We start from the raw sequence: 14116 nt of genomic DNA on the forward strand, positions 1-14116 counted from the left end.
AGTCTCCCGTTCTCAGAGGTGGCCGCTGCCGGAGGTTCCGGCGAGGTCATAGGCGGTCTCGCCGTGCTGAGCGAAGTCAATGCCTTCGACTTCGTCCTCTGCGTTGATTCTCCAACCAATCGTGTACTTGATGCCCAACGCGATGATCGTGGTGAGAATACCGGTCCACACGATGGCGAAACCTGCTGCGCCGGCCTGACGACCCAAGGACTCCAAGCCGCCTCCGTAGAAGAGGCCATCGATTCCACCAGGCGCCGACGAGGTCGACAGGAATCCGATCAGGACGGTGCCGATGATGCCGCCGACGAGGTGGACACCCACGACGTCGAACGAGTCATCGAGACCGAACTTGAACTTGAGGCTGACCGCGTAGGCGCAAACCGCACCCGCGATGACGCCGATCGCGATGGCACCAGTGATGCTGACGGCGCCACACGACGGCGTGATGGCGACCAGACCGGCGACGATGCCCGACGCGGCTCCGAGCGCAGAGGCCTTGCCGTGAATGATGCGCTCGACGAGGAGCCAGCCGAGCATGGCGGCCATCGTGGCAACGGTCGTGTTGGCGAACGTGACACCGGTCTCGGACATGAACTGCGCAATGTCCTTCTTGCCGGCGTCACCCGCGACGAAGACGATCGAGCCGACGTTGAAGCCGTACCAACCGAACCACAGGAGGCCTGCACCGATCATCGTGAGCGTCAGGTTGTGCGGCTTCATCTGCTCCTTGGGCCAGCCGACGCGTCGACCGATGACCAGGGCCAGGATGCCGCCGGCAACACCGGCGTTGATGTGGACGACCGTGCCGCCTGCGTAGTCCTGAGCGGTGAGGTGCTCAGCGATCCATCCGCCGCCCCAGACCATGTGTGCGAGCGGGAAGTAGCAGAGCGTGACCCAGATCGGCAGGAAGACGATCCAGGAAGAGAGCTTGACGCGGTCAGCGACGGCGCCCGAGATCAGCGCGGCGGTGATCACGGCGAAGGTGAGCTGGAACATCACGCCGATGTAGCTCTCCCAGCCGACACCGTCGAGTCCCCACTGGGTGAACGGGTTGGCGAAGAAGTTCCCGTCGCCGCTGAACCCGTCTCCGAATGACTCCGACCAGCCCCACAGGACATACACGATGCCGACAACGGCCATCGAGATGTAGGACATCATCATCATGTTCAGTACGGACTTCGAGCGGGACATGCCGCCGTAGAAGAGGGCGAGCGCTGGCGTGGTCATCATCAGCACGAGTGCTGTAGCCACGAGCATCCAGGCGTAATAGCCGTCCATTAGGCCTCCGAATTTCGGTAGTTTTCGGCACACGAGTGGGCGCCATTAGGGCACCACTGTGGAGGTCGACGGTTTCAGTCCAAGAGCCTGAACGTTGCGCGCAGATGACATGTGCGGCCCGATTGTTAACAACAGGTAACGGCGAGCGCACGGGCTCCCGCGGCGCGATGTGCGCAGCTACGCGAGGAGCGCGTCGACGAACTCCTCGGCGTCGAACGGGGCCAGATCGTCCGCGCCCTCACCGAGGCCGACGAACTTGACCGGCACCCCGAGCTCACGCTGCACCGCAATCACGATGCCGCCCTTGGCCGTGCCGTCCAGCTTGGTCAGCACGATGCCCGTGACGTCGACGACCTCACCGAAGACCCGGGCCTGGGTCAGTCCGTTCTGGCCTGTCGTGGCGTCGATGACGAGCAGCACCTCGGTGACCGGAGCCTGCTTCTCGATGACCCGCTTGACCTTGCCGAGCTCGTCCATGAGCCCGGCCTTGGTGTGCAGGCGTCCGGCGGTGTCGACCAGCACGACGTCGGTGCCGTCGGCGATGCCACGCTGCACGGCCTCGAAGCCGACGCTCGCCGGGTCACCGCCCTCGGGGCCGCGAACGGTGGGCACGCCGACCCGCTCGCCCCAGGTCTGCAGCTGGTCGGCCGCCGCGGCGCGGAACGTGTCGGCCGCGCCGAGAACGACGGTCTTGTCCTCGGCGACCAGTACGCGGGCGAGCCGGCCGACGGTCGTGGTCTTGCCGGTGCCGTTGACGCCGACGACGAGCACCACGCCGGGCTTGCCGTCAGCTCCCGTCGAGTCGAGCGTGCGGTCGTACGACGGGTTGATCAGTCCCACGAGCTCCTCGCGGAGTGCTGCCTTCGCGGCAGCGGGATCGTCGATGCCCTCCACCCGGACGCGGGTCTTGAGGTTGGCGACCAGCTCATCGGTCGCCGTGACGCCGACGTCGGCGGCGAGCAGCGTGTCCTCGAGCTCCTCCCACGCGTCGTCGTCGAGCGTCGAACGACTGAGCACCGCGAGCAGGCCCTTGCCGAGCGTGCCCTGCGACCGCGCGAGCCGCGCACGCAGACGTACGAGCCGGCCCTGTGGTGCCTCCGGGCGCTCGATGGTCTCGACGGGTGCGGCCGGCTCCTCGTCCTCGAGGTGAGGCTCCGGGTGCTCGGGATGCTCGATGAGCTCCTCGGTGATCCGGTCGAGCTCTGAGGGCGGCGGCAGCTCCTTGCGGCCGCGGCCGAGGACGAGGCTGATGCCGACGCCCAGAACGACGATGACGGCAAGGATGATCAGGAGAAGCACAGGCGTGGTCACGCGTCGATCCTATGCAGAACGTCGGCTGGACGTGGTCAGGGCGTGACGAGTGGCGCGACCGCGCTGCGTATCGCTTCGGGGATCGGCGTGACGGTACGAGAAGCGGCGTCGACGTAGACGTGGACGAATCGGCCGATAGCGGCCGGCTCGTCACTGTCGCCCTGGAACAGCCCGATGCGGTAGACGATGCTCGACGTGCCGAGCTTCGTGACGGCCAGCCCGGCCTGCACGTCGCCCGGGAAGCCCAGCTCGCGCAGGAACTCGCACTGCGTCTCGGCGACGAGGCCAACGGCGTCGAGCTTGCGGATGTCGACGCCGGTCTGGTCGATCAGGTAGCCGTTGACCGCGGTGTCGAAGAACGAGTAGTAGACGACGTTGTTGACGTGGCCGTAGACGTCCTCGTCCTCCCACCGCGTGGTGATGGTCCGCAGGACACCGAAGTCCGTACGCAGCCGGGGTCCCGACGTCAAGAAGCGGTCTCTTCCTCGCGCAGACGCTGGCTGATGACGGCGGAGACACCGTCGCCGCGCATCGAGACGCCGTAGAGCGCGTCAGCGACCTCCATCGTGCGCTTCTGGTGCGTGATGACGATGAGCTGTGAGTTGGCGCGCAGCTCTTCGTAGAGGTCGAGCAGCCGGCCGAGGTTGGCGTCGTCGAGCGCCGCCTCGACCTCGTCGAGGATGTAGAACGGGCTCGGTCGGGCCTTGAACAGCGCAACGAGGAACGCCACAGCGACCAGCGAGCGCTCGCCACCGGACAGCAGCGACAGCCGCTTGACCTTCTTGCCCGGCGGGCGCGCCTCGACGTCGATGCCGGTGGTCAGCATGTTCTGTGGGTCCGTGAGGATCAGCGATCCCTCGCCGCCCGGGAACAGGCGGGAGAACACGTCCTGGAACTCGCGCTCGACGTCGTACCAGGCCTCGGTGAAGACCTGCTCGACCTTGGCGTCGACCTCTTCGACGATCTCGAGCAGGTCCTGACGGGTCTTGCGCAGGTCGTCGAGCTGCTCGGAGAGGAACTGGTGACGCTCCTCGAGCGCGGTGAACTCCTCGAGTGCCAAGGGGTTGACCTTGCCGAGCATCGCCATCGACCGCTCGGCGTTGCGCAGCCGCTTGACCTGCGCCTCACGCTCGTAGGGCACCGGCTCCGCCGGCAGCGAGTCGTCCTCGCCCTCGACCGTGATGGGCGGCACCAGCTGGTCCGGCCCGTAGTCGGCCACGAGCGTCTCGACCTCGAGACCGAGCTCTTCGAGGGCACGCCCCTCGAGACCTTCGAGGCGCAGCCGCATCTCGGCGCGAGCCATCTCGTCCTTGTGCACCGAGTCGGTGAGGCCGTCGAGCTCCGCGATCTGCTCGCGGAGCTGCGCACGTACGCCTCGCAGGGTCTCCTCGCGGCCCGTGCGGGACGCCTCGATCTCCGAGCGTAGGGCAGATGCCTGGGCGATCGACTGCTCGAGCCGGGCCAGCACCTGGTCGCTGGCGAAGATCACGGCCTTGGCTGTCTCGGCCTCCCGCAGCTGGCGCTCGCGACGCTCCTTGGCCTTGATCCGCGCCTCGCGCTCGGCCTCGGCGGCCTCGAACAGCGCCGTGACCTGGCCTTCGAGCGCGCGGGCTCGTTCCTCGTTGGTGCGCAGCGCGAGCCGGGCGTCGGTCTCCGCGCGGCGGGCCGTGGAGGCCTTGTCGGCCAGCTCCTCGAGCAGCGCCGTGTCGGGCTCCTCCTCGGGGGCCGCTTCGGCCTGCGCGAGCCGCTCCTCGAGCTCGGCCAGGCCGGACAGGTCGCCGGCCTGCGACTCCTCGGCCTTGGTGATCGCCAGGGCGAGACGGTCGGCTTCGCCCCGAGCGGCGCGGGCGGTCGCACCGAGGTGACCGAGGTTCTCGGCGACCGCGGCCATCGTGGCGTCGGACTCGTGCAACCGGCCGAGCGCAGCGTCGACGCGCTCCTGGGCAACGACTCGTTTGGCGTCGGCGGCCTCGCGCTCGAAGCGCAGGCGCTCGAGCGTGTGGACCGCGCGCGCGAGGTCGTCGTCGGCCTGCGAGATCGCGGCCTTGACCTCGATGAGGCTCTGCTTGGACGTCGAGCCACCGGCGGCGAAGTGCGCACCGAGCACATCGCCGTCGCGGGTGACCGCGGTGACATCTGGCGCGTGGCGGATCAGGTCCTGCGACTGCTCGAGGCTGTCGACGACGGCGACCTTGAACAGCAGGCGGCGCAGCGCACCCTGCAGCGGCGCCGGGCCGTCGACGACGTCGATCGCGTAGGTCGCATAGTCCGGCAGCCCCGGCCAGGTGGAGTCGTCGACCTCGCCGCCGCCGAGCAGCATGCCGGCACGGCCGAGGTCCTCGGACTTGAGCTTCTCCATCGCCGAGACCGCGGTGTCGAGGTGATCGACTGCGACGGCGTCCGCAGCCGAGCCCAGTGCGGAGGCGATCGCGGTCTCGAACCCCGCGCGTACGGTCAGCAGTGCGGCGACCGAGCCCAGCAGGCCGCTGATCTCGTCGGTCGCGGCGAGCAGCGCCCCGGCGCCGTCCTTGCGGGCCAGGCCCAGCTCGAGGGCCTCCTTGCGGGCGGCGAACGCAGCCTGCTGGCGCTCGGCTTCCTGCGACTGCGCGGTGAGAGAGGCAAGGTGCTCGGTGATCTCGGCGAGGCCGTCCTCGGCCGCCTCGAGCTCCTCGTCGAGGCCTGACTCCCCCGCGTTGAGCCCGGCGATCTGGTTCTCGAGGTTCGTGAACTCGCGGTGCGCCTCGACCGCGCGGCTCTCGGCTTCCTCGCGCGCAGCGGTGAGCCGGCCGATCTCCTCGCCGGCTGCTGTCGCGCGGCTCTTGAGGGCGTTGACCTGGCCGTGGAGCCGGGCCAGGCCTTCGCGCTGGTCGGCGGCGGCACGCAGCAGCCCGGCAACCCGGCGCTCCTCCGCGGTGTAGGCGGTCTCGGCCTCGTTGCGCTCGGCGATGACGGCCTCGAGCGACTCGGTCGCCCGCGTCACGCCGGCACTGAGCTGCTCGAGCTGCTCCTGGGCGCGGCGAGCGTCAGCCTCCAGCTCCTCGGGCTCACGGCCGACCCGGCGATCCTCGGCCTCGACGGCCGCAAGGCGTACGCGCTCATTGGCGAGTCCAGCGGTGCCCCGGATGCGCTCGCGCAGGCCGGAGAGGCTGTACCAGGTCTCCTGCGCGGCGGACAGGCGCGGCGAGTCCTCGCGCAGCTGGTCCTCGAGCTCGGTCTCCTGCTCGCGGGCCGCGGCGATCGACTGCTCGACCGCCTGGCGCCGCTCCTTGAGGGCGGTCTCGTCGGCGAGCTCCTCGGCGATCACGGATCGGGCGCTGACGATGTCGTCGGCCAGGATGCGTGCCCTGGCATCGCGAACCTCGGCCTGGATCACGGCGGCGCGGCGAGCCACCTCGGCCTGCCGGCCCAGAGGCTTGAGCTGCCGGCGCAGCTCGGTCAGCACGTCGTTGAGGCGGGTCAGGTTGCCTTGGGTCGCGTCGAGCTTGCGGAGCGCCTTCTCCTTGCGCTTGCGGTGCTTGAGGACGCCAGCGGCCTCCTCGATGAAGCCACGGCGCTCCTCCGGCGTCGCCCGCAGGACACCGTCGAGCTGTCCCTGGCCGACGATGACGTGCATCTCGCGGCCGATGCCGGAGTCACTCAGCAGTTCCTGGACGTCGAGCAGTCGGCACGTGTTGCCGTTGATGGCGTACTCCGAGCCGCCGTTGCGGAACATCGTCCGCGAGATCGTGACCTCGGTGTACTCGATCGGGAGCGCACCGTCGGTGTTGTCGATCGTGAGGACGACCTCAGCGCGACCCAGCGGGGCACGGCCGGACGTACCGGCGAAGATGACGTCCTCCATCTTGCCGCCGCGCAGGGACTTGGCACCCTGCTCGCCCATGACCCACGACAAGGCGTCGACGACATTGGACTTGCCGGAGCCGTTGGGTCCGACGACGCACGTGATGCCCGGCTCGAGCTGGAGGGTCGTCGAGGACGCGAAGGACTTGAACCCACGCAACGTGAGGCTCTTGAGGTACAACGCTGACTCCTACGACGGACAACTGGTTGGAGCCAGACTAGACCGCTGAAACGCTAGTGAGCGGCAGGCTCCATCAAGTCGCCGGCGGTGACATTGTCGACACGCTCACGGATCGTCCGGAGCAAACCGTCGTTCTCGACCTTGAGGCGCATGATCTCGGCCTCGAGGTCGGCAATGCGACGGTGGAGTGCGGCGGTTTCGCGCAACTGATCGGAGGTGGGACCCCCGATGTAGCCGATGAGTGCTTTGGCCATGAAAAGATCTCCGCGGAATGGATCTGAGGGGAAGGGCAGATAAGGCTGATCTGCGTCTCTCAGTCTCGCACCGCAGTCCATTTGGGTCAACTTCCAGTCGGGCTCTCACAGCCCTCAGACAGCGAAGATCTCGTCTCCCACGCGTACCGTCCCGCTGACCGCGGACTGGATGCTGTCAGGGGGCGTGTCCATCACGACGATCGGCACGATGGGCGACCGCCCGCCGGCCTCGATCTCCGCGGGATCCCAGCGCACGATCGGCGTGCCGGTCGTCACCTCGTCACCCTCGGCGACGAGCAGCTCGAATCCCGCGCCGTCGAGCTGCACCGTGTCGATGCCGAGGTGCACGAGCAGCCCCTTGCCGTCGGCGGTGAGCAGCACGAACGCGTGCGGGTGCAGCTTGAGCAGGCGTCCGTCGGCGGGCGAGACGACAGTCGACTCGGCGCGCTCAGGGTCGATCGCGATGCCCGAGCCGACGATCTGCTGGGCGAAGACGGGATCGGGTACGTCCGCGAGCGGGATGACCTTCCCCGCGACCGGCGCCAGCACGGTGCTCAATCGAGGTCCTCGATGTCGCTCGCCAGGGTGTCGGCAACGGGGCCGACGACGACCTGGACGACGTTGCCAGAGATGACGACCCCGAAGGCACCGGCGGCCTTGAGCGCGGCCTGGTCGACCAGCGACGCGTCCTCGACCTCCGTGCGAAGCCGGGTGATGCACGGCTCGATCTCGACGATGTTGTCGCGACCGCCCAGCCCGGCAACGATCTGTTCTGCTGTGACCATGGGAACCTCCTAGAGACTGCCGGACGCCACGGTGGCTCCCGGTCCTTCGTGCGTCGTGCCATCGGACCAGACGCGGCGGCCGCCGAGCCAGGTCGTACGCGCACGCAGGTCGTCGTCCAGCAGGACGAGATCGGCGCGCGCACCGGGCTCGATCCGGCCGAGGTCGGTGAGCCCGAGCGCGTCGGCGGGCGTACGCGTCGCCGCCCTGATCGCGTCGACGAGGTCGACCCCGAAGTCGACCGCGTGGCCGACATTGGCGTCGAGCGGCTCGTCAGCCCCCGCGATCGTGCCGTCGGCGCGCAGCGGTGGGCTGCCGGCGATGACCTCGAGCTGGTCGCCGCCGAGCTCGTAGACCCCAGGCGGCATGCCCAGCGCGGCCACCGCGTCGGTCACGAGCATGACCCGTCCGGCAGCGGCGGAGAACGCCAGGCGTACAGCTGCAGGTTCGACATGGTGGCCGTCGACGATCATGCCGACCGTCAGACGGGGATCCGTGAGGGCTGCGCCGACCACGCCGGGTGCTCGGTGGTGGAACGGGCTCTGCGCGTTGTAGAGGTGCGTGACGAGCGTTGCTCCGGCATCGGCGGCAGCCCGGACCTGGTCGTCAGAGGCGTCACTGTGCCCGACCGCTACCCGGATGCCCGCGGCGACGAGGTCGGCGATGGCCCGCAGCGCCCCTTCACGCTCAGGGGCGAGCGTCACGTACGAGATCGCGGGGGCAAGCTCGATCAGTGGTGCGACGCGTTGAGGCGTGGGGTCGACGAGCAGCGACTCGCGATGGGCGCCGCGCCTTCTGGGCGACAGGAACGGACCCTCGACGTGAGCCGGCAGGAGGCGCGTCGCCTTCCCAGTCTCGTTGCTGGCCCGGCGCGCGTCGTCGTAGCGGCTGACCTGCTCGACGAGCTGCTCCACCGTCGCGGTGATGAAGGTCGGCACCATCGCCGTGACACCGGTCGACACCATCCGCTCGGCGACACCGCGGACCTCGGCTGCGTCGGCGTCCGCGAAGTCGACCGAGAACGCGCCGTTGATCTGTGCGTCGATGAGGCCTGGCGCGAGGACGCCGTCGAGGACGAGGTCGGGCGTATGGTTCGGCGCTCCGCGCCCGGCGGCGCTGATCCGGTCGCCGTCGACCTCGAGCCAGCCCGCACCCGACTCATCGTCAGGCAGCCCCACGAGTCGTCGAGCCTCGATCAGCGTTGTCACCGGTTGGCCTCGATCCGTCTGCGTAGGGGTTGACATGCCGGGCTATTCGCGTCCATCCTCACTGGTACGTACCGGATCGTACCAGCGGTTCAGGCGCCCGTCGAGAGGAGTTGTCGCATGCTGAACGACAGCCTGCTCCCCAAGCACGCGCAGCTCCGAGCTGCCCTGCTGAAGACCATCGACGAGGAGCTCCAGCCGGGCGCGATGATCCCGTCCGAGCGCGATCTCACCAGCCGCTACGACGTCAGCCGCGCGACGGTGCGCGCCGCGATCAGCAGCCTCGTCAACGAAGGCCGTCTGACGACGGTGCCGGGCCGCGGGACGGTCGTCACCCGCCCGCGCGTGGAGAGCAACCTGCACCTGGCCTCGTTCACGCAGGACATGCGGCAGCGCGGCCACCGCCCCAGCACCGAGGTGCTGTCCTGCGCCGTGGTCGAGGCCGGGGAGGCGACCGCCAAGGCACTGGGCGTCAGCCCTGGTGAGCGGCTCTGGGAGATCGAGCGCCTGCGTCTGGCCGACGACGAGCCGATGGCGCACGAGATCAGCTGGTACCCGGAGGCCCTCTTCCCGGCGCTCGGGGACGAGGACCTCAGTGGCTCGATCTACGCGATCTTCGAGTCGACGTACGGGGTCGTGATCACCGACGCGCAGCAGACCACCTGGGCCGAGCAGGCCGGTCCCGCGTACGCGCACCTGCTCGAGGTCGCGGAGGCCGCGCCGGTCATGGTCTTCGACCGCGTCGGGTCGTCCAGCGACGGTCCCGTCGAACAGACCATCAGCCGCTACCGCGGTGACCGCTACCAGTTGTCGATGAGCCTGCAACGGGGCCCGTCCACGCGTTGAGTCCGAAGCACCACCAACACTGAGGGGAATCGAAGATGACCAGCACGACTGCAGGACGGCGAGGCTTCAACCTCGCCCCCGTACAGAAGTTCGGCCGCAGCCTCATGCTGCCGATCGCTGCCCTACCCGCAGCGGCCCTGCTTCTCCGGCTCGGCCAGCCCGACCTGCTCGGCGCCGACGGCTGGGGCTGGGTGAAGGTCGCCGCTGTTCTCGGCGCGGCGGGCAACGCACTGTTCGCCAACTTGCCGCTCCTATTCGCGGTCGGCGTCGCGATCGGCATGGCCAAGAAGGCCGACGGATCCACCGCGCTGGCGGCCGTCGTGGGCTACCTCGTGTTCAAGGGCGTGGGTGATGCACTTTCGCCGTTCATCCTCGACCCACCCGCGAAGGGCGGCACGCAGGAGCTGATCAACTACGGCGTCCTCGGCGGCATCGTCATGGGCATCACCGCCGGATTGCTCTGGCAGCGCTACTACCGGATCAAGCTGCCCGACTACCTGGCGTTCTTCGGCGGCCGCCGGTTCGTGCCGATGATCACCGCCGTCGCGGCCATCCTCATCTCGGTGCTCTTCAGCCTCGTCTATCCGGCGTTCAACGAAGGACTCAAGAACCTCTCGGACTGGGTCGCCGACAACGACGTCATCGGCGGCTTCGTCTACGGCACCCTCAACCGGCTCCTGATCCCGCTGGGCCTGCACCACATCCTCAATTCCGGCCCGTGGTTCCTGTTCGGCGACTTCACGAATTCCGCCGGCGCAGTCGTGCACGGCGACATCCCGCGATTCCTTGCCGGCGACCCGGACGCCGGATCGTTCATGACGGGCTTCTTCCCGATCATGATGTTCGCACTGCCCGCCGCCGCCCTGGCGATCTGGCAGGAGGCCAAGCCGGCCCAGAAGAAGGCCGTCGGCGGCATCATGATCAGCGCCGCCCTGACCAGCTTCCTCACCGGCGTGACCGAGCCGCTCGAGTTCGCTTTCATGTTCGTGGCGTGGCCGCTGTACGTGATTCACGCGTTGCTGACTGGCACCTCGATCGCGCTGACCAACGCCTTGGACATCCATGACGGCTTCGGATTCTCCGCAGGCCTGTTCGACTTCCTGCTCAACTGGAACATCGCGACCAAGCCGGGCTTGTTGATCGTCATCGGCCTCGGCTACGCGGCCGTCTACTACTTCCTGTTCCGCTTCGTGATCCGCAAGTGGAACCTGAGGACACCGGGCCGTGACGAGGACGATGACGACACGTCATCGATGGACGGCCTCATCGACCAGCCGATGGATCGTCCGTCGACGGCTGGCTCGCCGAGCACCTCCGCACCACCCGCAACCTGACCAACGGAGCGCCCGCCGTGCACACGTACGGCGGGCGCTCCGCGTAAGGTCGCGACGTGGACGATCTCTTCACTCCCCCGTCGGGCGACTGGCAGCGGGTCTCGCCCAAGCTCGCCACGATCCGGCGCATCCTGATCCTGGTGCCTGTGGCCGTTGCGATCGTCGTGCAGCTCGTGATCCTGCTGACGGTGGGTGACATCTGGTTCATCGGCGTCCTCGTGATCGTGCTGGCACTCGCTCTCGGCGCCTGGGGGTGGGCGTGGGCCGGGCGCAACCAGCGCAGCTGGGGCTACGCCGAGCACGACGACGACCTGCTCGTGACGAGCGGTGTGATGTTCAAGCGGCTGGTCGCCATCCCCTACGGACGCATGCAATTCGTCGACGTCCAGGCCGGTCCGCTCGCGCGGGCGTACGGCGTCGCATCCGTCACGCTGCACACCGCAAGCGCGGAGACCGCAGCGGACATACCGGGGCTGCCGGCCGCCGAGGCGACGCGCCTGCGCAACCGCCTGACCGAGCTCGGCGAGGCCCATGGCGCCGGGGTCTGAGGTCGCGACCGAGGCGGCTGGACTCCGCACGCATCCGCTGACCTCGGTCGTCCAGGGCGCGCTGTGGGCGGCTGCCGCGTCGGTCGGCCTGATCACCTCGATCGTCACGGGTGACGGCTGGGGCGACATGAGTGCGCTGCTGAGCCTGGCGATCTCGGTCGGCGGCGGGCTCGTCGTCGGCATGGGCTTCGGCTTCCTGAGCTGGCTGTTCACGCGCTACGTCATCGACGGCACGGAGCTGCGCATCAACAGCGGCGTCATCACGAAGGCGTCGCGCCGCATTCCGTACGAGCGCATCCAGTCCGTCGACATCGCGGAGCCGCTGGTCGCCCGCGTGTTCGGTCTAGCCGAGCTGCGCATCGAGATGGCCGGCGGCAGGGACTCGCGCACTGCCTTGCGATTCCTCGAGCTGGCCGACGCCCGAGACCTCAGGCGCCTCCTGCTGGCGCGTGCTCACGGGGTCTCGCAGGAGGATGCCAAGGTCGAGGAGCAGCGCACCATCATCACCGCCGTCCCGCCCAGCCGGGTCGTGATCGGCACGGTCCTGTCGCTGGACTTCCTGTTCGCCGCGACCGGCTCGATCGCCCTGGTGGTCGGCGCAATCTGGTTCGGGCGGTTGGTGGTCGCGCTCGGCGGCATCATCCCGCTCGGCATCTGGCTCGCGCAGATCATCGCGAACCGGATCCTGCAGCAGTGGGACTTCACCCTCTCGCGCGGTCAGGGCGGGCTCCGCATCGAGCGCGGGCTGCTGTCCCGCACGTCCCAGACGATCCCGTTCGCGCGGGTGCAGGGCATCGCGGTCAAGGAGCCGTACGTCTGGCGGCGGTTCGGCTGGCAGCGGCTCGAGGTCGATGTCGCCGGTTATGCCGCGCATCGGGACGACGAGGGGATCGCCTCGTCGTCGACCCTGCTGCCAATCTCCGACCGGCCGCTCGCCGACGCCGTGATCGCCGAGCTGATTCCCGGCTCCGCCGCCGAGTCGGTGCCACGTACGGCGGCGCCCCGGCGATCGTGGCCGTTTGCCCCGATCGGCTGGCGCTATCGCTGGGTCGGCGCCAACGAGCGTACGTTCGTGGCCCGCGAGGGATGGGTCGAGCGCACGACCAGCATCGTGCCGCACCACAAGACGCAGTCCGTCGAGCTGCGGCAGGGACCGCTGCAGCGCAGACGACGTCTCGCCACGATCGAGGTGCACACGCCGGCCGGACCCGTCGACGCCGACGGCCGCAACCTCGACGAACGCGATGCGCGAGCCGAGGTGCTGGCCCAGCTCGAACGAGCCCGCGCAGCGCGCAGCTAACCGCCGGAGGTGCCGTCCTCCGCGTCGGGATCCATCGGCGCGACCATGTCGCGCGATTCGAGCCAGCCATCCGGCACGGAGACCTTCTTGGGCGTTCCCTGCCGGCCGCGGGGCGTGCCGAGCTCGTCGAGCGGATAGGGCTCCGCGGGATCAAGGCGGCCCAGCAACGCATCGAGATCGGCGTACGACGACACCATCCCCAGCCTGCTCCGCACGTCCTTGCCGGCGGCGAATCCCTTGAGGTACCACGCGATGTGCTTGCGGAACTCGATGCAGCCCCGCTCCTCGCCCATCAGGCCGCCCAGCAGCTCGGCATGCCGGCGCATGACTCCGGCGACCTCACCGAGGGTGGGCAGCTCGACGACCTGCTCGCCGGAGAACGCTGCGGCGAGATCGCGGAACAGCCAGGGCCGGCCCAGGCAACCGCGGCCCACGACGACGCCGTCGCACCCGGTCTCCTCGACCATGCGGATTGCGTCGGCGGCCTCCCAGATGTCGCCGTTGCCCAGCACCGGGATGTCGACGGCGGCCTTGAGCTCGGCGATCGAGTCCCAGTCGGCGCGGCCCGAGTAGTGCTGCACCGCGGTGCGACCGTGCAGCGCGATCGCCGCACATCCGGTGTCCTGCGCGATGCGGCCGGCGTCGAGGTAGGTCAGGTGATCGTCGTCGATGCCCTTGCGGGTCTTCATCGTGACCGGGACGCCGTACGGGGTCGCCGCCGAGACTGCGGCCTCGAGGATCTCGCCGAGCAGCGTGTCCTTCCATGGCAGCGCCGCTCCCCCGCCCTTGCGCGTCACCTTGGGGACCGGGCACCCGAAGTTGAGGTCGACGTGGTCGACGCCGTGGTCCGTGCACAGGATCTCGACGGCGCGACCGATCGTGTGCGGGTCAATGCCGTAGAGCTGCACCGAGCGGAATGTCTCGTTGGCCGCGAACGTCAGCATCGAAAGGCTCGTCCTGTCACCTTCGACGATGCCGCGCGACGTGATCATCTCGCAGACGTACAGGCCGGCGCCCTGCTCGGCGCAGAGCTGGCGGAACGCAGCATTCGTCACGCCGGCCATCGGGGCGAGCACGACCGGGCTGGGGACCTCGAGGTCTCCCAGCCGAAGCGTGCTCGGCAGCGTGGCGGTGGGCATGGCACCCATTGTCTCAGGCGCCACTGTCCCACCCCGGAGCGGTGACTTGGGGCCCACCTGCTGCGACGTCGTGGGCCCTAGGTCACCGCTCGCCGAT

13 protein-coding genes are annotated in these 14116 nt (G+C 68.9%); 4 read left to right on the forward strand and 9 right to left on the reverse strand.

From position 1 onward, the window contains the following. Positions 1-12: 12 nt before the first annotated feature. The 8 genes from AC1DVU_RS11315 to nagA all read right to left on the reverse strand — a co-directional run bounded on the left by AC1DVU_RS11315 (position 13) and on the right by nagA (position 8855). Complete coding sequence (locus AC1DVU_RS11315) at positions 13-1257, reverse strand: ammonium transporter (RefSeq protein WP_476922921.1); 1245 nt, start codon at positions 1255-1257, stop codon at positions 13-15. Between the two features lie 198 nt (positions 1258-1455). Further along, positions 1456-2589 carry a signal recognition particle-docking protein FtsY gene (gene ftsY / locus AC1DVU_RS11320; RefSeq protein ID WP_476922538.1) on the reverse strand — a complete coding sequence of 378 codons (1134 nt, stop codon included), beginning with the start codon at positions 2587-2589 and terminating at the stop codon, positions 1456-1458. A 35-nt stretch (positions 2590-2624) separates the two neighbouring features. Further along, positions 2625-3059 (reverse strand): acyl-CoA thioesterase, encoded by a 435-nt coding sequence (locus AC1DVU_RS11325; RefSeq protein WP_476922539.1) that lies wholly within the window; start codon positions 3057-3059, stop codon positions 2625-2627. Further along, positions 3056-6610 carry a chromosome segregation protein SMC gene (smc, locus tag AC1DVU_RS11330; protein WP_476922540.1) on the reverse strand — a complete coding sequence of 1185 codons (3555 nt, stop codon included), beginning with the start codon at positions 6608-6610 and terminating at the stop codon, positions 3056-3058. The genes AC1DVU_RS11325 and smc overlap by 4 nt, the downstream gene beginning before the upstream one ends. Before the next feature lie 53 nt (positions 6611-6663). Then, positions 6664-6864, reverse strand: a complete 201-nt coding sequence (locus tag AC1DVU_RS11335) for a hypothetical protein (RefSeq protein ID WP_056207586.1) — start codon at positions 6862-6864, stop codon at positions 6664-6666. 114 nt (positions 6865-6978) lie between these two features. After that, positions 6979-7422: a PTS sugar transporter subunit IIA gene (locus AC1DVU_RS11340; protein WP_476922541.1), complete on the reverse strand. Its 444-nt coding sequence runs from the start codon at positions 7420-7422 to the stop codon at positions 6979-6981. After that, positions 7419-7649, reverse strand: a complete 231-nt coding sequence (locus tag AC1DVU_RS11345; RefSeq protein ID WP_476922542.1) for a PTS sugar transporter subunit IIB — start codon at positions 7647-7649, stop codon at positions 7419-7421. Before AC1DVU_RS11345 ends, AC1DVU_RS11340 begins: the two co-directional genes overlap by 4 nt. A 9-nt stretch (positions 7650-7658) precedes the next feature. Further along, a complete protein-coding gene (gene nagA / locus AC1DVU_RS11350; RefSeq protein ID WP_476922543.1) occupies positions 7659-8855 on the reverse strand; it encodes an N-acetylglucosamine-6-phosphate deacetylase in 1197 nt (398 codons plus the stop codon). Positions 8856-8972: 117 nt separating this feature from the next. Here nagA and AC1DVU_RS11355 point away from each other — a divergent pair, with 117 nt between their 5' ends. From AC1DVU_RS11355 to AC1DVU_RS11370, 4 genes are read left to right on the forward strand one after another with little or no spacing between them, the layout of a single operon-like run. Next, positions 8973-9698, forward strand: a complete 726-nt coding sequence (locus tag AC1DVU_RS11355; RefSeq protein ID WP_476922544.1) for a GntR family transcriptional regulator — start codon at positions 8973-8975, stop codon at positions 9696-9698. Positions 9699-9733: 35 nt separating this feature from the next. Then, positions 9734-11032: a PTS transporter subunit EIIC gene (locus tag AC1DVU_RS11360; protein ID WP_476922545.1), complete on the forward strand. Its 1299-nt coding sequence runs from the start codon at positions 9734-9736 to the stop codon at positions 11030-11032. Positions 11033-11088: 56 nt separating this feature from the next. After that, positions 11089-11580, forward strand: a complete 492-nt coding sequence (locus AC1DVU_RS11365; protein ID WP_476922546.1) for a PH domain-containing protein — start codon at positions 11089-11091, stop codon at positions 11578-11580. Then, positions 11564-12880, forward strand: coding sequence for a PH domain-containing protein (locus AC1DVU_RS11370; RefSeq protein ID WP_476922547.1), 1317 nt, complete (start codon positions 11564-11566; stop codon positions 12878-12880). Before AC1DVU_RS11365 ends, AC1DVU_RS11370 begins: the two co-directional genes overlap by 17 nt. Here AC1DVU_RS11370 and dusB read toward each other — a convergent pair. Next, positions 12877-14019 carry a tRNA dihydrouridine synthase DusB gene (dusB, locus tag AC1DVU_RS11375; protein ID WP_476922548.1) on the reverse strand — a complete coding sequence of 381 codons (1143 nt, stop codon included), beginning with the start codon at positions 14017-14019 and terminating at the stop codon, positions 12877-12879. The two genes, AC1DVU_RS11370 and dusB, sit on opposite strands and share 4 nt — an antisense overlap. Positions 14020-14116 lie beyond the last annotated feature (97 nt).

The sequence above is a fragment of the Aeromicrobium sp. P2_G6 genome, assembly GCF_056403535.1.

Bases quoted from the DNA above. Each gene is read 5' to 3' on its own strand.
- AC1DVU_RS11315 (WP_476922921.1), bottom strand. From the start codon at position 1,257: ATGCTCGTGGCTACAGCACTCGTGCTGATGATGACCACGCCAGCGCTC.
- AC1DVU_RS11335 (WP_056207586.1), bottom strand. From the start codon at position 6,864: ATGGCCAAAGCACTCATCGGCTACATCGGGGGTCCCACCTCCGATCAG.
- AC1DVU_RS11345 (WP_476922542.1), bottom strand. From the start codon at position 7,649: ATGGTCACAGCAGAACAGATCGTTGCCGGGCTGGGCGGTCGCGACAAC.
- AC1DVU_RS11355 (WP_476922544.1), top strand. From the start codon at position 8,973: ATGCTGAACGACAGCCTGCTCCCCAAGCACGCGCAGCTCCGAGCTGCC.
- AC1DVU_RS11360 (WP_476922545.1), top strand. From the start codon at position 9,734: ATGACCAGCACGACTGCAGGACGGCGAGGCTTCAACCTCGCCCCCGTA.
- AC1DVU_RS11370 (WP_476922547.1), top strand. From the start codon at position 11,564: ATGGCGCCGGGGTCTGAGGTCGCGACCGAGGCGGCTGGACTCCGCACG.
- dusB (WP_476922548.1), bottom strand. From the start codon at position 14,019: ATGCCCACCGCCACGCTGCCGAGCACGCTTCGGCTGGGAGACCTCGAG.